Consider the following 23,026-nt stretch of genomic DNA (forward strand, 5'->3'; position numbering starts at 1 on the left):
CGGGGGTGTCGTCGTTCGGGATCAGTGGTACCAACGCGCACGTGATACTCGAAGAACCACCAGCCGAAACGATTTCGTCCGACCCGCGCACGCCGGTGGTGCCCTGGGTGGTGACCGCGCGGTCCGAGCGGGCCTTGGCGGCGCAGATCGGTCGGCTGCGCGAATGGCTGCGAGCGCGGCCCGAGGTCTCGGCGGCCGACGTGGGAATGACGCTCGCGAAGCGGTCGGCCTTCCGGTATCGGGCCACTGCTGTGGGGACGGACCCGAGCGCGTTGATCGCGGGGCTCACCGATACCGAACCACGCACCGCCGGAACGGGAAAGACGGTCTTCGTGTTTCCCGGACAGGGCGCCCAGTATTCGGAGATGGGGCGGCAACTGTATGACGAATTCCCGGTCTTCGCCGAGACCGTGGGAAAGATCTGCGATCCCGCATGGCTGTTCGACACCGGTACCGACCTCGACGCGACCGAGAATACGCAGTGGGCGCTGTTCGCGGTCGGGGTGGGATTGTTCCGATTGCTCGAAACCTGGGGCGTCACACCGGATCTGGTCCTTGGACATTCGATCGGCGAGGTAGCTGCCGCGCACGTGGCGGGAGTGTTGTCCCTCGACGGTGCGCTACGTGTGGTGCGGGTGCGTAGCAGGCTCATGGGCGGGTTGCCGGCGGGAGGCGCCATGGTGGCCGTGGCGATCGAGGCGGCCGAACTCGCCGAGCTTCCCCCGGAGGTGTCGGTGGCGGCGGTGAACGCGCCGGCCGCGCTGGTGGTGTCCGGCCCGGCGGCGGCTGTCGAAGCAGTCGCGGCGACCTATAGCGAACGGGGGCACAAGGTTTCCCGGCTGCGGGTATCGCACGCCTTCCATTCCGCGCTGATGGATCCGATTCTGCCCGGCGTCGCCGCCGAACTCGCTGATATCGAATTCCGGGCGCCCGGGATCCCGCTGATATCCACCGTGACCGGAAAGGTCGCTGACGACGGCTACGGCTCTGCCGACTATTGGACACGGCAGATCCGCGAGCCGGTGCGATTCGCCGACGCGGTGGCCACGGCCCTCGCCGCTGGTGCCTCTCGATTCGTCGAACTCGGTCCCGGAGCATCGGCATCGGCCATGGTGGCCGAAAACCTCGGTGCCCGCGCCGCGATCGCGGCGCCGCTGCTGCGCGCCGGTGACGGCGAACGGCGGTCGGTGCTCGCCGGGCTGGGGCGCCTGTTCGAAGCAGGCGTGAGCGTGGACTGGGCGCGGACATTCGTCGGGTCCTGCGCACGGCACCTGGATCTGCCCTCGTACGCCTTTGAGCGGGAACGGTATTGGATGCCCGCTACGCCCGGCGATTCGGTTGCCGCCGGGCTGGTTCGGGTCGATCATCCGATTTTGGCGGCCGCGACGCAGGAGCCCGACTCGGGCGGCGTGCGGTTCAGCGGTCGGCTGTCGCTCGCGACAACTCCGTGGCTGGCGGATCATCGCGTGGCGGGCGAGGTAGTGGTTCCGGCCGCCGCCCTCGTGGAACTGGCGATTCACGCCGGTGACGAGATCGGCTGCGGACTGCTCGATGAACTGACATTGCGAGTACCGCTGGTGGTGTCCGGAACCTCCGGCGTCGTGGTCCACGTGCACGTCGGTGCGGTCGGGGAGGCGGGGCGGCGACCCGTCGCGATCTACGCCCGCCAGCAATCGGACTCGGCGAGGTGGACGCTGCATGCCGAGGGCGTGATGGCTCCGCCGGAAGTGGTCGTCCACACAACCGGCCCGGAAGCCTGGCCGCCGCCGGATGCGGCGGAGGTCGATCCGCGTGCCGGTTACGAACGGTCCACCGGGGCCGGGTACGGCTACGGTCCGGCCTTCCGCGGTGTACGGCGCCTGTGGCGCGACGGCGAAACGTGGTTCGCCGAGATCATCCTGCCGGAAATCGTGGATGAGGCTCGATTCGGCATCCATCCCGCCCTGTTGGATGCCGTCGTGCACGCTCGGGTCCTCGCCATCGACGATGCGGCTACCGACGCCGTACTGCTGCCGTTCGTGTGGGAAGGTACGCGGCTGTGGGCCACGGGCGCGCGACATGTGCGCGTCCACGGGCGTCCGAGCGGTCCGGACGGCGGGGAGACGATCGAGGTTTTCGATGCCGCCGGTCGGGCTGTGGTGTCGGTGCGGCGATTGGTGGCCAGGCCGGTGGCGCTCGCGGGACAACGAGGCGAGACAACGATCGAATCGCCGAGACTCCGGCTGGTGCATGCGATTCCGATCGCGGCACCGGCGAGCGAGCCGTCCGTCGAGCGTGCCGTCGACGTCCTGGACCTGGCGGCCGCGCTCGCCGTCATCGCCGGTTCGGGCCGAGCGCCGGAGTCGATGGTGGTCGACTGCGGAGAGGTGACAGCCGATTCCGATGTGCCGTCCGCCGTCGCGACCACGCTGGACGGAATGCTCGCACTGCTTCAGGGATTTTTCGGCGCACAGCGGTTCGAGCAGACGCGATTGGTGGTGCTGTCCCGCGGCCTGAGCGGAGGCGCGGTGCGTGGTCTGGTGCGGACGGCGCAAGCCGAGGAGCCCGGGCGAGTCGTTCTGGTGGACGTTCGCGGCGGTCTCGGCGACGTGAGCATCGCAGCCCTCACACAGTTGAACGAGCCCGAGATCATCGTCGATGACGGTGTGCTGTCGGTGCCGCGGCTCGGCCCGGCCGATCCCGACTCCGCGGCGCCGGACACCGCGCCGGCGCCGGATCCGAACGGAACGGTGCTCATCACCGGGGGCACCGGTGGATTGGGCGTGGAACTGGCGCGGCACCTGGTGACCGCGTACGGCTTTCGGCGCCTGACCGTGACCGGTCGGCGCGGATCACGGGCGCCAGGGGCGCGCCGACTGCACCGCGAGCTGACCGAGCTGGGCGCACAAGTGGATATCGTCGCTTGCGACATCACCGACCGAGCCGCCGTCGCGGAGTTGCTGGACGGCATCCCTACCGAACATCCGCTCACCGCGGTCGTGCATGCGGCGGGCGTGCTGGACGACGGAATCCTGGCGGGGCTCACCTCCGATCGCCTGCGACATGTGCTGGCGCCCAAGGTGGACGGCGCCTGGCACCTGCACGAACTGACCCGCGCGGCGAATCCGGAGTGGTTCGTCTTGTTCTCCTCCCTCGCGGGCACGATCGGTACGGCCGGACAGGCGAATTACGCGGCAGCCAACGGATTTCTGGATACCCTCGCCGAGCATCGCCGCGAGCAGGGGCTACCGGCTGTCTCGATCGATTGGGCTCTCTGGGCGGCCGAATCCGGGATGGGCGGAACCCTGGGCGAGGCCGACAGCGCCCGAATCGAACGGAGCGGGCTGCGCCCACTGACCGCCGCTGCGGCGTTGGCGCTGTTCGACGCGGCCGTCGGACAACCCGAACCCGTCGTCGTCGCCGCGGATTTCGACCGCGCCGCACTGCGCGCGGCGGGGCGCACCCGGCGGTTGTCGCCGATCCTGACCGATCTGGTCGGTATCCGCCCGACCGCCGCGGCCGGGCCGGCGGCCACCCGGGAACTGGACGACCTCACCCCCGACCAGCAACGCAAGCGACTGTTGGAAACGGTGCGCTCGCAGATCGCCCTCGTCCTCGGCCACCGCGGTCCGGAACGCATCGATACGGACGCGAACTTTCGCGACCTCGGCTTCGACTCGCTCGCCGCGATCGAACTCCGCAACGTCCTCGGAGCCACGACCGGCGTGCGGCTGCCCGCTACCGCGGTCTTCGACCACCCCACGCCCGCGGCCATCGCCGCCTACCTGCACCGGCAGCTGTACGCCTCGGACGCGGACACGGTATTCACCGAACTCGCGCGACTGGAAGCACGACTGGGCAGTCTCGGATCCGACGATGCCGCGGTAGCGCAGGTGCTGACCCGGCTGGAGGCGTTGACCAGGACGTGCCGCGAATTGACGACCACTGCCGCGCCAGCGGGCAGTGACAACGATCTACGGACGGCGACGGCCGCCGAACTCGTCGAAATGATTCAACAGGAGTTCGGCGCATCATGATCGGCCCGGGCGCCGTGGGGAACAGGAGTGCACGGTAATGGTCAGCAACGAAGAGCTCGTCGAGAACCTCCGGTTCGTGACCGGTGAACTACGCAAGTCGCGTCAACGCGAACGGGAATTGCTCGACGCCGCGGCCGAACCCGTGGCGATCGTCGGTGTCGGCTGCCGGTTCCCGGGAAATGTGCGGTCACGACAGCAGCTGTGGGATCTGGTCGCCGAGGGGCGAGACGTGATCACGGAGTTCCCGTCCGATCGTGGCTGGGACGAGAACCTGTACGACCCGGATCCCGAAGCGACGGGTAAGTCGTACACCAAATGGGGTGGCTTTCTCTCCGACGCCGACCAGTTCGACCCGGCATTCTTCGGCATCGGCCCGCGAGAGGCGCTCGCCATGGATCCGCAGCAACGCATCCTGCTGGAAGTGGCGTGGGAGGCATTGGAGGATGCCGGGATCGACCCTATGTCGTTGCGGGGCACCGATACCGGAGTGTTCGCCGGGGTGATGCACCAGGATTACGGCTTCGCGGGTCTGCGCAGCGAACGCCGCGACGAGGTCGAGGGCTATCTCACGGTAGGGAGCACCATCAGCGTGGTCTCCGGGCGGGTCGCCTACACCCTGGGCCTGCACGGACCCGCGCTGACGGTGGATACCGCGTGTTCGTCGTCGCTGGTGACGATTCATCAAGCGTGCCAGGCACTGCGGACCGGCGATTGCGGGATGGCGCTGGCCGGCGGGGTCTGCGTGATGGCTACCCCGGAGCATATGTTCGTCGAGTTCAGTCGGCAGGGTGCGCTGGCCCCCGACGGCCGGTGCAAGGCGTTCGCCGAGGGCGCCGACGGTGTCGCATGGGGTGAGGGCGCGGGACTCGTTGTCCTGCAAAGATTGTCGGATGCGCGGGCGGCCGGGCGTCGTATCCTCGGCGTGCTGCGCGGGTCGGCGGTGAACCAGGACGGGGCGTCGAACGGTTTGACCGCTCCACACGGCCCGGCGCAGGAGCGGGTGATCCGGGCGGCGCTCGCACACGCCGGTCTCCGCGTGGGCGATGTGGACATGGTCGAGGCGCACGGCACCGGAACGCCGCTGGGGGATCCGATCGAGGCACGGGCGCTGCTCGCGACCTACGGACAGGGCCGTGACGCGGATCGCCCGCTCTGGCTGGGCTCGGTCAAGTCCAATATGGGGCATTCCCAGTCCGCGGCCGGGGTGGCGGGCATCATCAAGGTCGTCGAAGCCATGCGGCACGGCACGATGCCGCGCACGCTGCACGTGGATTCCCCTACCTCCCACGTGGATTGGGACGCGGGACACGTGCGGTTGCTGACCGAGCAGCGCCCCTGGGTGCGGGTGGACGGCCGACCGCGCCGGGCGGGAATCTCATCGTTCGGGATCAGCGGCACGAACGCGCACGTGATTCTGGAAGAACCGCAGCCCGACCCCGCGTCGCCCCCCGAGTCGGTGACGGAACCACCGGTGCTGGCGTGGGTGCTCTCCGGGCGATCGGAGGACGCGGTGACGGCCCAGGCCACGCGGTTGCGGGAGTGGTCGGCTCGGCAGCCAGAGGCACGTGCGGTGGATGTGGGGGCGACCCTGGCGAGACGCACGGCCCTGGAGTACCGGGCGGTGGTCGTCGGCGACGAGAGCGAGGACCTGCTCTCGCAGCTGGCCGGGATCACGGGTACCCGCGGGCAGGCGGGGGAGACGGTCTTCGTCTACCCCGGCCAGGGCGCCCAGCACCCGGGGATGGGCCGGGAACTCTACGATTCGTTCGAGGCGTTCGCCGCGGGTTTCGACGAGGCCGTGGCAGCGGTACAGCCGCACGTGCCCGCGCTCGCGCTCAGGGAGCTGCTGTGGGACGGCGACGAGGAGGCTGTGGCGGCGACGGCGGTCGCGCAGTGCGGATTGTTCGCTGTCGGAATCGGATTGACGCGGCTGCTGGATTCCTGGGGTGTGCGGCCGAGCCTGGTACTCGGGCATTCGATCGGGGAGATCACCGCGGCGCAGGTGGCGGGCGTGCTGTCGCTCGCGGAGGCCGGCCGGGTGGTGGGGGCGCGCGCCCGGTTGATGGCCGAGCTGCCCACGGGCGGCGCGATGGCCTCGATCGGGGTGAGCGAGGCGCAGCTGGGCGAGTTGCCGGAGGGCGTCGCCGTCGCGGCGGTGAATGCGCCCGGATCGGTGGTGGTGTCCGGTCCGGCGGCGGCGGTCGCGCTGCTCGAGCAGCGCTGGGGCGACCGGCAGCCGCGCCGGCTGCGGGTGTCGCACGCGTTCCATTCCGCCGCGATGGATCCCGTCCTCGACGGGTTCGCGGCCGGTATCGCCGGAATCGAACCGAAGCCCGCGCGAATTCCCTTGCTGTCCAACGTGACCGGCCAACCCGCCGACCCGTCCTTCGGTACCGTCGACTACTGGGTCCGGCACCTGAGAGAAACCGTTCGGTTCGCCGACGGGATCGCCGCGGCCGTGGCCGCGGGTGGCAGCCGGTTCGTCGAGATGGGGCCGGGCGCCTCGGCGTCGGCGATGATCGCGCAGACGGTCGAATCCGACAGCGCGGTCGCGGTGCCGCTGCTGCGGCGCGGGGAGCCGGAGGCGCGGTCGCTGATGTCCGGTCTCGGACGGTTCTGGTGCTCCGGTGGTGAGGTGCGCTGGGCGGACTATTTCGCCGGGGCTGGTGGGCGGCGGGTGGATCTGCCGACCTACGCCTTCACGCGCCAGCGGTATTGGCTCACCGCGGGACGGACGGTCGGCGATGTCGCGAGCGTGGGCCTGCGACCGATGCGGCATCCGGTATTGCGTGCGGTCCTGGCGGTTCCCGACGGGGACACCGTATTCCCGGGCCGGTTGAGTGTGCGGAATCAGGGGTGGTTGGCCGAGCACCGCATACTCGACCGAATCCTGTTCCCCGCCACCGGTTTCGTGGAACTCGTGCTGTACGCCGGATCGGAGACCGGGTATCCGGTGCTGCGGGAACTGACCCTGCGGGCGCCGCTGATCCTGTCCGAGACCGAGGGGATCGCGGTGCAGGCGGTGGTCGGCGGGCAGGAGGACACCGCGGGGGAGCGGACGGTGTCGGTGTACTCGCGGGTCGACGACCCCGACGCCGAGTGGGTGTTGCACGCCGAAGGGGTGGTGACCGCGCAGCGTCCCCTCCTGGGCGCGCAATCCGGAGCCTGGCCACCCGCGGGTGCGGTCGCGGTGGACGTCGACGCCCAGTACGCGCAGCTGGCCGAGCGCGGCTACGGGTACGGCCCCGCGTTTCGGGGTGTGCGACGAGCCTGGCGGCTGTCCGACGAGTTGCTGGCCGAGGTCGAACTGCCGGAGACGCTGGGCGCCAGCGGTTTCGGTATCCACCCCGCGCTGCTGGATGCCGTGGTCCACGCCGGCCTGCTGGCCGGTGGCACCGACCTGGCGCTGCCGTTCCTCTGGGAAGGGGCAGTGCTGCTGGCCGGTGGCGCGCGTCAGCTGCGGGTCCGCATCCGTCCCGAAGCGGACGGCACGGCCCACGTGGTGGCCTTCGATGTCGCCGGGAATCCCGTCGTTTCGGTGCGGCGGCTGGTCACCCGCACGGTGACGGCCGAACAGCTCGGCCGGTCGAACGGGTCGGAGCCGTCGCTGCTGCGGCAGGTGCGGTGGGTCACGGTCCCGGAGGTGCGCGCCGAGAGCATCGGGGAACCGCCGCGGGTGCTGGACCCCGCGGCGGCCGCGGCGCTGCTCGATGATCCCGCTGCGGCGGTGCCCTCCCTACTGGTGGTGAATTACGGTGCCGGGCAGGGTGATTCGGATATACCGGAAGCCTTGGCGACGGCGCCGGCGGCGGTCTTGCGTCTGGTGCAGGCGTACTGTTTCGATGCGCGGTTCGCGCGATCACGGTTGCTGCTGGTGACCCGGGGCCTGGTGGGCGCCGCGATACGGGGTCTGGTGCGCTCGGCGCAGAGCGAGGAACCCGGCCGCATCGTGCTGGTCGACGGCGATGTGCGCGAGCTGAATCCGGCGGAACTGTCGATCCTCGGTGAACCGGAGATCGTCGTCGACGACGGCGAGATTCGTGTTCCTCGGGTGACGGCCCCCGACAAAGGGCTGACACTGCCCGCTGATCCCTGGGTGTTGAAGATCGTCGAGCCCGGGATCCTGGACGGCATCGACGCGGTGCCGTATTCGGTGTCGGTCTCGGACCTGCCGCCCGGTCTGGTGCGCATCGGGGTCCGGGCGATGAGTGTGAACTTCCGTGACGTGATGATGGCGTTGGGCGTTGTGACCCTGGAGGACCCCAGGCTGGTCACCGACATCGCCGGGGTCGTGCTCGAGGTCGGTCCGGGAGTGACCGACCTCGCCGTGGGCGATGCGGTGATGGGAATGGCACCGAGCGGCGGCTCGGATGTCTGGACCGATCGTCGTCGGGTGACCCGCATTCCGGCGGGGTGGACGTTCCCCCAGGCCGCGGCCGCACCCACCGTGTACATGACCGCCTGGCTCGCCCTGGTCGACACCGTGAGCCTGCGGGCCGGTCAGCGGTTGCTGATCCATGCGGCCGCCGGCGGTGTCGGCATCGCCGCGGTCGCGCTGGCCCGGCATCTGGGCGCCGAGGTGTACGCGACCGCGAGCCGCGCGAAGTGGCCGGTCGTCCGGGCCGCCGGTGTGGATCCCGACCGCATCGCCGATTCGCGCACCCTCGACTTCGAGGAGCAGTTCCGCGCCGCGACCGGCGGCGCCGGTATGGACGTCGTATTGGATTCGCTGGCAGGCGATTTCGTCGACGCCGGGCTGCGCCTGCTGCCGTCCGGCGGTTGGTTCGTCGAAATGGGCAAGACCGATATACGGGTGCCGGACGACGTCGCCGCGGAGTACGCGGGGGTGCGGTATCGGGCAATCGATCTGAACGACGTGCCGCCCGCCCGGATCGCCGAGATGTGGGATGTGCTCGGTGAGCTGTTCGAGTCCGGCGCGCTGCCGCCGCTGCCGGTGACCACCCGTGACGTGCGGCAGGTCGGCGAGGCGTTCCGATTCGTCGCTCAGGCGCGGCATACGGGCAAGGTCGTGCTGACGGTTCCGGCGCGGCCGGATCCGCTCGGTACGGTGCTGATCACCGGCGGGACCGGTGGTTTGGGCGCGGTGCTCGCGCGGCACGTGATCGGTGCGTACGGGGTGCGGCAACTGCTGCTGGTGAGTCGGCGCGGTCCCGACGCCCCCGGTGCGCGCGAATTGCAGGAAGAGTTGACCGCGGCGGGCGCCCGGGTACGGATCGTGGCCGCGGACATCGGCGACCGTGCGGACTGCGAACGGGTGCTGGCCGAGGTCGACCCGGATCATCCGCTGACGGGCGTGCTGCACGCGGCGGGCGTGCTGGACGACGCGGCGCTGGCCGCGCAGACCCCGCAGGGGCTGCGCACCGTACTGGCGCCGAAGGCGATCGGCGCCTGGCATCTGCACGAGGCGACCCGCGGGCTCGACCTGGCCTGGTTCGTCCTGTTCTCTTCGGCCGCGGGTGTTTTCGGCGCGCCGGGCCAGGCCAATTACGCGGCGGCGAATGCGTTCCTGGACGCGCTCGCCGAGCATCGCCGGGCGGCGGGGCTGCCCGCGGTGTCGATCGAGTGGGGTCTGTGGGCGGCCGAAACCGGTATGGCCGGGACCCTGGGTTCCGCCGAGACCGCCCGGATCGCGCGCAGCGGTATGCGCCCGCTGTCCACCGAGACCGGGATCGCCCTGTTCGACGCGGCACTGGCCCAGCCCGGCCCCACAGTGCTTGCCGCGCAATTCGATCAGGCCGCGCTGCGGGAGGCCGCGTCGGTGACCGATCTGCCGCCGATGTTGCGCGAACTGTCCGGCAGCCGTCCCGATGCCACGGCAGCGCCGTCGGTCCAGGCGGCCCTGGACCTGTCCGGGTTGTCCGCGGACCAGCAGCGCAAGCGCGTACGGGAACTGGTGCGCACACAGATCGCTGCTGTGCTCGGTCACCACCGCCCCGAGCGGGTCGAGCTCGAGGTGAACTTCCGGGACCAGGGATTGGATTCGCTGACCTCGATGGAGTTGCGCAATCGGCTCAAGTCCGCGACAGGACTGCAGATTCCGGCCGCGACCATCTTCGATCACCCGACCCCGGGCGCCATCGCCGACCATCTGCTCGAACACCTCGGACACAGCGGCGACGACGCCGACGACGTGCTGGCGGTGCTGGACCGGACCTTGGCGACGCTGCGGGAGCGATCGTCCGACGGGGAGTTGCGCAAGGCGACCTCCGCGCGGTTGCTGCGCGCGTTGCGGGACCTGGAGGACTCCGGGATCACCGAGGGGACGGGTATTTCGGCGGATTCGATCGAGGGGGCCGACATCGACGAGATGTTCGAGCTCATCGACGAGGAGCTGAAGTAGATGGATCGCGATGCCAAGACCCTGGACTACCTCAAGCGGCTGACCCTCGAACTGCAGACCGCGCGCCGACGGCTCAAGCAGTACGACGAGCAGCACGGTCCGATAGCGATCGTGGGCGTGGGGTGCCGCTTCCCGGGCGGGGTGGCGTCGCGAGACGAGCTGTGGGATCTGGTGGCCTCGGGGCGCGACGCGGTGGGTGAGTTCCCGGCCGATCGCGGCTGGGACGCCGACCTGTTCGATCCGGATCCGCAGGCCCCGCGCAAGACCTACGCCCGATCGGCCGGATTCCTCTACGACGCCGCCGAATTCGACGCGGGATTCTTCGGAATCGGTCCGCGTGAGGCGACGGCCATGGATCCGCAGCAGCGGATTCTGCTCGAGGTGGCGTGGGAGGCGCTCGAGGACGCCCGGATCGACCCGCTGTCGTTGCGTGGCACCGATACCGGCGTGTTCACCGGAGTCGGCGGCTGCGTCTACGGCGTGCAGAACGATCACGAACTCGAGGGGTATCGCCTGTCCGGGACGCTCGCCAGCGTGGTTTCGGGGCGAGTGGCGTATTCGCTGGGTTTGGAGGGCCCGGCGGTGTCGGTGGACACCGCGTGCTCGTCGTCACTGGTGGCTATGCATCAAGCGTGCCAGGCCTTGCGGGCCGGTGAGTGCGCACTCGCACTCGCCGGTGGTATCACCGTGCACAACGTGACGATCCTGTTTACCGAGTTCTCCCGACAGCGGGGATTGTCGCCCGACGGCAGGTGCCGATCGTTCGGGGCCGAGGCCGACGGCGTGGGATGGGCCGAGGGCGCGGGCATGGTGGTGCTGGAGCGGCTGTCGGATGCGCGGGCGGCGGGTCGCCGGGTGCTGGGCGTGCTGCGGGGCTCCGCGGTGAACTCCGACGGTGCGTCGAACGGGATGACGGCGCCGAACGGCGCGTCGCAGGTGCGGGTGATCCGAGCGGCACTGGCGAACGCGGGCTTGGCGCCCGGGGACGTGGACGCGGTCGAGGGGCACGGCACCGGTACCGCGCTCGGCGATCCGATCGAGGTGCAGGCGTTGCTGTCGGCCTACGGGCAGGGTCGGGATCGGCCGCTGTGGCTGGGTTCGGTGAAGTCCAATGTGGGGCATACGCTGGCGGCTGCCGGTGTGGCGGGCGTGATCAAGGTCGTCGAGGCCATGCGACACGGGGTGCTGCCGCGCACATTGCACGCGAATCCTCCCACCCCGCATGTCGATTGGGATTCGGCCGCGGTGGAGCTACTGAGCGAGGCCCGGGAGTGGCCGGCCGCGGCGGACCGGCCGCGGCGTGCGGGGGTGTCCTCGTTCGGCCTCAGCGGCACCAACGCTCACGTCATCGTGGAGGAGGCGCCCGCCGCGCCTGATTCCGAATCCGATGCCGCCCGGCCGGATTCGATGCCGTCGGCGGTGCCGTGGGTGATCTCCGGCCGATCGGCCGCCGCGGTGGCCGGACAGGTGGAGCGATTGCGTGACTGGGCGGCTGCCCACCCCGAGCCGACCGCGGCCGATGTCGCCGTGTCGCTGGCCGGGCGGGCGGCGCTCGAGTATCGTGCGGTCGCCGTCGGGGCGGATCGTGACGAACTGATCGCGCGGTTGCCCGGCCTCGAGGGTACGCGCGGGGCGGCGGGCGAGACGGTGTTCGTGTTCCCGGGGCAAGGCGCGCAGTACCCCGCGATGGGGCGGGAATTGTTCGACGCGTTCCCGGTTTTCGCCGACACCGTGCGCGAGATCTGTGATCCGGAGTGGTTGTTCGATTCCGGCACCGATCTCGACGCGACGGCCAACACCCAGACGGCGATTTTCGCGATCGAGGTCGGGCTGTTCCGGCTGCTCGAATCCTGGGGTGTGACGCCGGAGGTGGTGCTGGGACACTCGATCGGCGAGATCGCCGCCGCGCATGTCGCGGGCGTGCTGTCGCTGCCCGATGCGGTTCGACTGGTTCGTGCCCGCGGACGATTGATGGCCGAACTCCCATCGGGCGGCGCCATGCTGGCGGTCGATCTGGGGGCCGACGCGGTCGCGGACCTGCCCGCAGGGGTATCGATCGCGGCCGTGAACGGGCCGGAGTCGGTGGTGCTCTCGGGTCCGGGGGACGGAATCGCCGACCTCGAGCGGCGGTGGCGCGACCGCCGCTGCCGCCGTCTGCGGGTGTCGCACGCCTTCCACTCCGAGCTGATGGAACCCGTACTCGACGAGTTGGGTGCCGTGTGTGCCGAATTGGACTGGCGGACACCGGAACTGACCATGGTGTCCACGGTTACCGGTCGCATCGAGTCGGCGCTGTTCACCGATCCGCGGTATTGGGTGCGGCAGGTCCGTGCGACAGTGCGTTTCGCCGACGCCGTCACCTCGGCGGCGACCGCGGGCGGCACCCGATTCGTCGAGATCGGACCCGGCGGCACGGCGGCGGCGATGGTCGCGGAAATCGCGGACCGGGCAACGGATTCCAGCGGTACCGTCGTGGCGCTGCTGCGGCGGAGAGAGGGGGAGACGCGGTCGCTGCTGACCGGGCTGGCCCGGCTGTGGACCGCCGCCGGGACGGTCGACTGGTCGCGGGTGCTCACCCGATTCGGGGGTCGGCACGTCGATCTGCCGAGCTACGCGTTTCAGCGGAACCATTACTGGCTCCAGCCCTCCCATGTCGGCCGCACCGGAACGGGGCTGACGGCGCTGTCGCATCCGGTGCTCACCGCGCTCGTCGCGGAGCCGGATACCGGCGGGTTCCGGTGTACCGGCCGCCTGTCGCTCACCGACCAGCCGTGGCTGGCCGATCACCGTATCCTCGGACGACTCCTGTTCCCGGCGACCGGATTCGCCGACCTGGCGCTGACGGTCGCCGCCGAGGCGGGGTGCGCGGCGGTACACGAGCTGATAGTGCGGGAACCGCTCGTCGTCCCCGAACGCGGCACCGTCGCGGTCCACGTCGCGGTGCGGGGCGACGACGGCACGGGTACGCGGCGATTCGCGATCTACGCGGCACCCGAGGACAAGGGCACGTGGACCTGTCACGCCGAGGGATCGTTCGCCGAGGCGTCCGAATCCGCGGTGCCCGGCATCGATATGTGGCCACCGGCGGGGGCGGTGGAGCTGGCCGTCGACGGCCTGCACGACCGGCTCGGGACCGCGGGCTACGAATACGGCCCCGCCTTCCGTGGACTGCGCCGGGCCTGGTCCCGTGGCGACGAACTGTTCGTCGAGGCGGCGTTGACCGACAGCGGCCCGGACGCTGATCGATTCGTGCTCCACCCGGGTCTGCTCGACGCGGTACTGCACGCGCTGGCGTGGACCGCAGCGGCGGAGGGCGCCGCGCCGCTGCTGCCGTTCGTCTGGGAAGGGGTGACCGCCCGGTCGACGGGATCGACCGCGGTGCGGGCACGGATCGCGGGTCGCGATCGTGCCACCGTCGAACTTTTCGACGAAACCGGCCTGCCGGTGCTCTCGGCGCGATCGCTGCTGCTGCGGCCCGCGGCCCGCGGCGCGACCGACCCGGGGCCCGAGCAAGTCCTGCACACCGTCGACTGGCAGCCGCTCGCCGAGACCCGCGCGACGCCGGTGACCTGGGCTCGGTGGTCCACGATCGCGCCCGATACGCGCGTACCCGAGGTCCTGGTCTACGAATTCCGCGGCGAGGCAACGGAATCGGATCAACCGGGTGCGGTGCGCGCGGCCACCACGGCGCTGCTACGGACGCTGCAGGACGTGATCGCCGATCCGCGCTATGCGCGCACTCGGGTCGTCATCGTCACCGGCGGCGCGGTCGCGGCGACCGAACACGAGGTCACCGACCCGGTCGGCGCCGCGCTCCACGGCCTGGTCCGGTCGGCGCAGAACGAGGAGCCCGGGCGGTTCGTCCTCGCGGACATCGATACCGCGGTCGACGACGACCTGCTCGCCCGCCTCGTCGGCGCGGGCGAACCGCAACTGCTGGTGCGGGAGACGGAGATTCGGGTACCGCGCCTGGTGCGGACGAGCCCGGCAGGGATGAGCGCGATCGGCGGCGTCGACGCGGCCGGATCGCCGATCGCCGACGGTACGGTCCTGATCACAGGCGGGACCGGTGTGCTCGGCGCGGCCGTGGCCCGCCATCTGGTCGCCAGCCACGGCGTCCGTGACCTGGTGCTGACGAGCCGCGGCGGTGACCGGGCGCCCGGCGCGGAGGCGCTGGCCGCCGAACTGGCCGCCGCCGGTGCCCGGGTGCGGATCGAATGCTGCGACGTCACCGACTCCGCTGCCGTGGACGGCCTGGTCAGGGCCGTCACCGCCGACGGTCGACTGAGCGGCGTCGTCCATGCCGCCGGAGTGCTGGACGACGGGGTCGTGAGCGCGCTGACCCCGGAACGACTCGCGGGGGTGCTGGGCCCGAAGGTCGACGGCGCCTGGCATCTGCACCGTGCCACCCGTGCCCACGAGCTGTCGCTGTTCGTGCTGTTCTCCTCGGCCGCAGGCGTATTCGGGGCGCCGGGACAGGGCAACTACGCCGCCGCGAACACCTACCTGGACGCGCTGGCCGCCTATCGCAGGGCACTGGGTCTGCCGGGCGTGTCCTTGGCCTGGGGTCCGTGGGCCGGGACGGACGGTATGACCGCCCGCCTCGACGAGACCGCCCGGCGGCGCACGGCCCGAAGCGGGATCGGCGACCTCACCCGGGCCTCGGCGTTGGCTGCCTTCGATGCCGCGTTGCGATCGGCGACGGCCCTGGTGGTCCCGGTCCGGTTGCGACTGGCCGCCGCCGAGCCGGACCGGCCGCTCCCGGCGATCTTGAGCGCCCTCGCGCCGACGCGCCGCCGGGCGGGCGGATCGGGAACACGGACCCGCACCGTCGACCTCGGGGCCTTGCCGCCGGAGCAGCGCCGCGTGCGGATCATGGAATTGATCCGCGGATCCGCCGCGGCCGTCCTGGGACATTCCGGCCCCGACGCGATACCGCCGGACCGCCCGTTTCAGGAGCTGGGATTCGATTCCCTCGGCGCCATCGAATTCCGCAACCGGATCCGGACGGCGGCCGGTGTGGAACTCCCCGCGACGGTCGTCTTCGACTACCCGACCCCGCAGGCGATCGGCGAGTATCTCGCGGCGCATTTCGCCGAGGCTCCCGCCGATTCGGTCGTGTCCGAGGACGAACGGATCAGGGCCGCCATCGCCGCGATACCCGTGCAGCGACTGCGCAGTGCGGGCCTGCTGGACACGTTGCTCGACCTCGCCGGTACCGGCCCGGCCGAGGCAGGGGGCGCCGACCGGGCCGACCGCATCCGAGACATGGATTCCGACAGCCTTATTCGATTGGTTCTCGGCGAGACGGATAGCGAGGGTGCCTCGTGACACGACCGGACGACCGGATGACGGAGGCGCTGCGTCGCGCGGCGCTGGAACTCGAGGCACTGCGGGATCGGAACGCGCATCTGGTCGCCGCGGCCACCGAACCCATCGCGCTCGTCGGCGCGGCCTGTCGCCTCCCGGGTGGGGTGCGCTCGCGCGAGGAGCTGTGGGATCTGGTGTCCGCGGGACGCGACGCCATCGGTGACTTCCCGCGGGATCGCGGGTGGAGCACGGATCTGTACGATCCGAATCCGGAAGCCGTGGGCCGTTCGTCGGTGCGCGCGGGTGGATTCCTATATGACGCGGGCGATTTCGATCCCGCGTTCTTCGGGATCAGCCCGCGCGAGGCGGCCGCTATCGATCCGCAGCAGCGGCAGCTGTTGGAAAGTTCGTGGGAGGCGCTCGAGGACGCGCGAATCGATCCGCTGTCGGTGCGCGGTAGCGACACCGGTGTCTTCGCCGGAGTGATGTACCACGACTACGGGCACCGCAATCAGCTCGGCTCGGTGGTGACCGGCCGGGTGGCGTACGCGCTCGGACTCACCGGTCCGGCGGTCACGATCGATACGGCCTGTTCCTCGTCGCTGGTTGCCCTGCATCAAGCGGCGGCGGCGCTGCGGGCGCGGGAATGCGGGCTGGCGCTGGTGGGTGGGGTGACCGTGATGGCCACGCCCGCGGTGTTCGTCGAGATGTCTCGGCAGCGGGGCCTGGCGCCGGACGGGCGGTGCAAATCGTTCGCCGCGGCCGCCGACGGCGTCGGCTGGTCGGAAGGAGTGGCGGTCGTCGTCGCGGAACGGCTGTCCGACGCGCGCCGCAACGGTCGTCGAATACTGGCCGTTATCCGCGGGTCTGCGGTGAACCAGGACGGCGCCAGCAACGGGTTGACCGCGCCGAACGGTCCGGCGCAGGAGCGAGTGATCCGAGCGGCGCTGGCGAACGCCGGCCTCGCCGCCGCCGATATCGACGCGGTCGAAGGACACGGCACCGGCACCGTGCTGGGCGACCCGATCGAGGCGCGTGCGCTGATGTCGGTGTACGGCCGAGACCGCGAGACCCCGCTGTGGCTGGGATCGGTGAAATCGAATATCGGACACACCCAGGCCGCGGCGGGAATCACCGGCGTGCTCAAGATGGCCCAGGCGATGCGACATGGCGTTCTCCCGGCCACGCTGCACGTCGATTCCCCCAACTCGCATGTGGACTGGTCGGCGGGCACGGTCCGGCTGCTCACCGAAGCGCGGCCCTGGGCGGGCGGCACGCGTCCACGGCGCGCCGGGGTCTCGTCGTTCGGGATCAGCGGAACCAACGCGCACGTGATCGTCGAGGAGCCGCCCGCGCAGCCGGAACCGGAAGTCGCAGAGCCCGATCCGGTGCTCGTTCCGTGGGTGTTCGCCGGGCGGACGGCCGATGCGGTGTACACCCAGGCCGACCGGATTCGAGAACAGGTACGGGCGAACCCCGACCTGGACGCCGCGGATATCGGTGTGTCACTTGCCGATCGAGCCGCTCTGGACCATCGGGCGGTCGTGGTGGGCTCCGATCGCGACGAGTTGCTCGCGCGATTGCCCGATCTGACCGTGCGGCGGGCGGTCGGCGGGCGGACGGTCTTCGTTTTTCCGGGACAGGGTTCGCAGCGGCTCGGCATGGGACGCGAGTTGTATTCGGCCTTCGGGGTTTTCCGCCGGACCTTCGACGATGCCGTCGACGCCGTGTCGGAGCGGTTGTCTGCTTCGCTGCTGCCGGTGCTGTGGGGCAAAGACGAGAACGCCGTGGCGGATACCGCTGTCGCGCAGATCGGTCTGTTCGCGGTCGAGGTCGCGCTGTTCGACCTGCTGGCGTCCTGGGAGGTGCGGCCCGACCTGGTGCTCGGCCACTCGGTCGGTGAACTCGCGGCAGCGTGTGCCGACGGCGTGCTGTCACTGGAGGATGCCGCGCGAGTCGTTGCCGCCCGGGCCCGATGGATGCGGACGGTCCCGGCGGGCGGCGGCATGCTCGCCGTCTCGATCGACGAGCCCGAGCTGATTCCCCTGCTCCCGGACGAGATAGAGATCGCCGCGGTGAACGGACGCGACGCCGTCGTGCTGTCGGGCCCCTCCGATGCCTTGGCCGCGGTGTCCGAGCAGCTGAGGCGACGAGGTGGGCGGGTGCGCGCGCTGCCCGTATCGCATGCGTTCCATTCCGCCGCGATGGATCCGATCCTCGACGAGTTCACCGCGGAGATCGCGAATATCGCCGTCGCGGCGCCGTCGCGGATCGTCTCCGCCGTCACCGGCGATCTCGCCGATCGCGACTTCGGGACGCCGGGCTATTGGCGACGGAACCTGCGGCAGGCGGTGCGCTTCGGTGCGGCGGTGACCACCGCGGCGGCGAGCGGTGGCACGCATTTCGTGGAGGTAGGGCCGGGAACGGCGTTGACCACCATGATCGCCGCCACGGGTGATCGCGTCGAACCGATCCCTTTGCTGCGCGGCGCGGAGGAGGTGCGGTCGCTGGTCGCCGGGCTGGGCGTACTCCACGAGACGGGCGGCACTGTCGACTGGGCGCGGTACTTCCGCGGCACCCGCGCGCGCCGAATCGACCTGCCGCACTACCCGTTCCGGCGGCAACGGTACTGGATCGCCGGCGGCGGCAACGATGTCGCGGGCGCGGGCCTCACCACATCTGGGCATCCGCTGACCGGCACCGTGCTGGACACTCCGGCATCCGGCGGGGTCGTGCTGACCGGGCGGTTGTCGCTGGCCTCGCACCCGTGGCTGGCCGATCACCGGGTGTTCGGCTCCGCGCTGCTGCCGGGCGCCGGATTCGCCGAATTGGTGCTGCGGGCGGCCGACGAATCCGGCTGTGCGGCAGTGCGGGAGATGACTATTCGGACTCCGCTCGTGATACCCGAGAGCGGCGGGGTCGCGGTGCAGGTGGCGGTCGGGGGCGCCGACCCGGAGGGCGGCGACCGCGCGGTCGCGGTGTATTCCCGCCCGGACGGCGTCGAGGAACGCTCGGCTTGGACGCTGCATGCCGAAGCCGTCCTGGGCGCGGCGGAATCGCCGGGGCCCGCCGTGGACTTCGACGCCTGGCCGCCACCCGACGCGACCGTGGTGGACGTCGCCGCGGCCTACGATCGGCTGGCTGACCGGGGTTACGGCTACGGGCCCGCGTTCCGCGGAGTGCGTGGGCTGTGGTTGTCGGGATCCTCGATATTCGCCGAGGTCGTCCTGCCCTCCGGCGTGGCCGATCCCGAGGGATACGGGATACATCCGGCGCTGCTGGACGCCGCCCTGCACGCCGCTCTGCTGGCCGCCGAGGACGAGTCCACGGTGCTGCCGTTCGCCTGGCAGGATGTCGCGCTGCGGGCCACCGGTGCCACGACGGTCCGGGTTCGGCTGACACCCGAAGGTGCCGCGGCACTATCGGTCGCGGTCGCCGACGAGGCGGGAGGGCCGGTGCTCACCGCGCGCCGGGTGCTGGGTCGCCCGATGTCGCCCGATCAGATCAATATCGCTGCCCCCGAAGGCAATTCACTGTTTCGCATCGAATGGCGCACGGTGCGGCCGGGTAGCGACGACGGTGCGCGGTGGGCGACGTGGGAGGCGGTCACGGCATCCGGCGACGTTCCCCCCGTCGTGGTGTTGCGCTGCCATGGCGGATCCGGCGCGCTGCCGGAGCGGGTGCGGGAGACCACCGGGCGAGTGCTCGGCATCCTCCAGACATTCGCGAGTGAGGAGCGATTCGCCGACAGCCGGTTGCTGGTGCTCACCGAGGGAGCGGTCGCGCTGCCGGGTGCGGATGTCACCGATCTCGCGGCGGCGGCCGTCTGGGGCCTGGTCCGATCGGCACAGGCCGAACAACCCGGCCGAATTCTGTTGGCCGACGTCGATCCCGGAACCGATGCCCCCATCGGCGCGCTGATCGCGACCGCGGAGCCCGAACTCGCGGTCCGCGGGGACCGGTACCTCGTGCCTCGGCTGGCGTCGGCGACCGAGCACGAGCCCGTGGCCGATCTGGACCGAATCTGCTCCGCGGGAACGATTCTCGTCACCGGCGGCACCGGGGTACTCGGCGCGTGGGTGGCCGAACACCTGGTCCGTAACCACGGCGCCCGGCATCTGACGCTGGTGGCCCGCCGCGGCGCCGCGGCGCCCGGAGCGAACGAGTTGCGCACGCGGTTGACCGATCTCGGCGCCGCGGTCGAGGTGGTGGCCTGCGATGTCGCCGATCGGGCGGCGGTACGGCGCGTGCTGGACGGCATCCCCGTCGACGCTCCGCTGGCCGGTGTCGTGCATACCGCGGGCGTCTTCGATGCCGGTGTCATCGGCTCCCTCACCGCGGAACACCTGGATCGGGTGTTCTCGGCGAAGGTCGACGGAGCCTGGAACCTGCACGAACTCACCGCGGACAAGAACATCGAACTCTTCGCGCTGTTCTCCTCGGTGGGCGGACTGATCCTTGCCACCGGCCAGGGCGGGTACGCCGCGGGCAACGTCTTCCTCGACGCGCTCGCCGCGCACCGCCGGGCTCGGGGCGTGGCGGCGACATCGCTCGCCTGGGGGCCGTGGGAGGACGCCCTGATGGGGCTCGACGTGACCGACACCGGAATGCGGCGGCTGCGCCGCACCGGTGTGCTCCCCTTGGCCCGGGATACGGCCTTGCGGCTGTTCGATATCGGCGTCACCGGATCCGAGGCGATAGCCGTGCCCGTCCGGCTGGATCGCGGCGTTCTGCGCCGCGAGGCGTTCGAACCGCCCGCCTTGTTGCGTGGACTGGCGCCCGCCACCGCGCGCGGTCGTGCGTCCGACGCACCCGCGGCGGCGGGCCGCGACGCGCTCGCCGCACTGCCGCCCGAGCAGCGGGGCGAGCACCTGCTCGCGGAATTGCGTCGCCTGGTCGCGGAGGTGCTCGGATTCGCGTCGGCGGCGGAGATCGATCCGGAGACCGCGTTCAGCGACCTCGGTTTCGATTCCCTGGCGGCGATCGAACTCCGCAACAAGGTGCAGGCCGCGACCGGGCTCACGGTCGGCATCGCCGAGATCTTCGACTACCCGACGGTCACGAGGCTGTCGGACCGGCTCCTCGACGGCCTCGGATTCGGCGGCGACGCTCCGGCGCCGACCGCCCCGGACGAGGCCGAGATCCGACGCAGAGTGGCCACCATTCCGGTCGCCGCACTGCGCGGCAGCGGGTTGCTCGACGCGCTGCTGCGCTTGGCCGAGACCACCGAGCACGCGCCGGATCAGACCACCACGGCAGTCGAATCGGCGATCGACGAGATGGATTCGAGTGAACTGGTGCGGCACGTGCTGGCTACTCGCGGTCGTCCGGAACGGGAGCGAGCATGACCTCGAACGACGAACTGCTGCACGCACTTCGGGTGGCGGCGAAGGAGAACGCTCGGCTCCGGCAGGAACTTTCGGACCTGCACGGCCGCGGCGCGGAACCGATCGCCATCGTCGGCACGGGATGTCGCTTTCCCGGCGGGGTCGATTCCCCCGACAGCTTCTGGGAGATGGTGACCACCGGGCGCGACGTCGTGGGTGAGTTCCCCGGTGATCGAGGCTGGCCCGCCGACCTGTACGACCCCGTCCCGGGGCGGAGCGGTAAATCGTTCACCCGGCGCGGCGGTTTCCTCTACGACGCGGGTGAGTTCGACGCGGGTTTCTTCGGCATCTCGCCGAGAGAGGCCACCGTCGCCGACCCCCAGCAGCGCATCCTGCTGGAGGTGGCGTGGGAAGCGCTGGAGCGGGCCGGTATCGACCCGACCGCCCTGAGAGGTACGAACACCGGCGTATTCGCCGGGGTCATGCATCACGACTACGCGGGCATCGGCGGCGCCGGGTCCTTGGTCTCGGGAAGGCTCGCATACGTTCTCGGGCTGGAGGGTCCGGCGGTGTCGGTGGATACCGCGTGTTCGTCGTCGTTGGTGGCGATTCATCAGGCGTGCCAGGCGTTGCGGGCCCGGGAATGCGACTTGGCGCTGGCCGGTGGGGTCACGGTGATGGCCACGCCGTGGCTGTTCGTGGAATTCTCCCGGCAGCAGGCGCTGTCCGCGGATGGTCGGTGTAAGTCGTTTGCTGATGGGGCTGATGGTGTTTCGTGGGGTGAGGGTGCGGGTTTGGTGGTGTTGGAGCGGTTGTCGGATGCGGTGGCTGCGGGTCGTCGGGTGTTGGGTGTGGTGCGGGGTTCGGCGGTGAATCAGGATGGTGCGTCGAATGGTTTGACGGCGCCGAATGGTCCGTCGCAGGTGCGGGTGATTCGGGCGGCACTGGAGAACGCGAGTCTGGCTCCCGGTGACGTGGATGCGGTGGAGGGCCACGGGACGGGGACTCCGTTGGGTGATCCGATCGAGGCGCAGGCGTTGTTGGCGGCGTATGGCCGTGACCGTGATCGTGGGTTGTGGTTGGGGTCGGTGAAGTCGAATATGGGTCATACGCAGGCGGCGGCGGGTGTTGCTGGGGTGATCAAGGTGATCGAGGCGATGCGCCACGGGATTCTGCCCCGCACACTGCATGTGGATGCGCCGAGTTCTCATGTGGATTGGTCTGCTGGGGATGTGCGGTTGTTGGTTGAGCAGCAGCCGTGGGTGCGGGTGGTGGGGCGGCCTCGTCGTGCGGGGGTGTCGTCGTTCGGGATCAGTGGTACCAACGCGCACGTGATACTCGAAGAACCACCAGCGCAAACCCTGTCTTGGCGCGGAAGTAGTGAGAGTGCGGTGACGGGGACGTCCCGCTCGTCCGGGGCGCGGCTGCCGGTGGTGCCGTGGCTGGTGTCGGGGCGGTCGGCGGAAGCTGTTGTGGCGCAGGGTGAGCGGTTACGGAAATGGGTGGAGAACAATCCTGATGCCACCGCTGTGGACGTCGGCTGGTCGCTGGTGTCCACCCGGGCGCAGTTGCCGTGGCGGTCGGTGGTCTACGTCGGTGGCGAAGAAGAACACGGAGACGTTTCTGAGCCGGTGCGGGTGCGTTCGGGTAAGTCGGTGTTTGTTTTTTCGGGTCAGGGTGCGCAGTGGTCGGGGATGGGGCGGGAGTTGTTCGGGGTTTTTCCGGTGTTTGCTGAGGTGGTGGGTGGGGTTTGTGATCCGGGGTGGTTGTTCGGTTCGGGTACGGATTTGGATGCGACGGGGAATGCGCAGGTGGCGTTGTTCGCGGTGGAGGTGGGGTTGTTTCGGTTGTTGGAGTCGTGGGGGGTGCGGCCGGATGTGTTGGTGGGGCATTCGGTGGGTGAGTTCGCTGCGGCGCATGTGGCGGGGGTGTTGTCCCTCGAGGATGGGGTGCGGTTGGTGCGGGCGCGGGGTGCGTTGATGGAGCGGTTGCCGGGTGGGGCGATGTTGGCG

At 70.5% G+C, this 23,026-nt stretch carries 5 protein-coding genes; all 5 read left to right on the forward strand.

All coding sequences use genetic code 11. The annotated features are described in order from the left end of the window. Window positions 1-5 precede the first annotated feature (5 nt). Window positions 6-4,016, forward strand: a complete 4,011-nt coding sequence (locus ACYVLQ_RS24970) for an SDR family NAD(P)-dependent oxidoreductase (protein ID WP_460699962.1) — start codon at window positions 6-8, stop codon at window positions 4,014-4,016. Window positions 4,017-4,053: 37 nt separating this feature from the next. Beyond that, a complete protein-coding gene (locus tag ACYVLQ_RS24975; protein ID WP_460699958.1) occupies window positions 4,054-10,377 on the forward strand; it encodes a type I polyketide synthase in 6,324 nt (2,107 codons plus the stop codon). Then, window positions 10,378-15,708, forward strand: a complete 5,331-nt coding sequence (locus ACYVLQ_RS24980; protein ID WP_460699959.1) for a type I polyketide synthase — start codon at window positions 10,378-10,380, stop codon at window positions 15,706-15,708. It abuts the gene before it with no gap. Next, window positions 15,705-21,035, forward strand: a complete 5,331-nt coding sequence (locus ACYVLQ_RS24985; protein WP_460699960.1) for a type I polyketide synthase — start codon at window positions 15,705-15,707, stop codon at window positions 21,033-21,035. Before ACYVLQ_RS24980 ends, ACYVLQ_RS24985 begins: the two co-directional genes overlap by 4 nt. Then, window positions 21,032-23,026: type I polyketide synthase (locus ACYVLQ_RS24990; protein ID WP_460699961.1), on the forward strand; the 1,995-nt coding region annotated here is incomplete at its 3' end. The genes ACYVLQ_RS24985 and ACYVLQ_RS24990, both read left to right, overlap by 4 nt.

Source organism: Nocardia thraciensis (assembly GCF_054782435.1).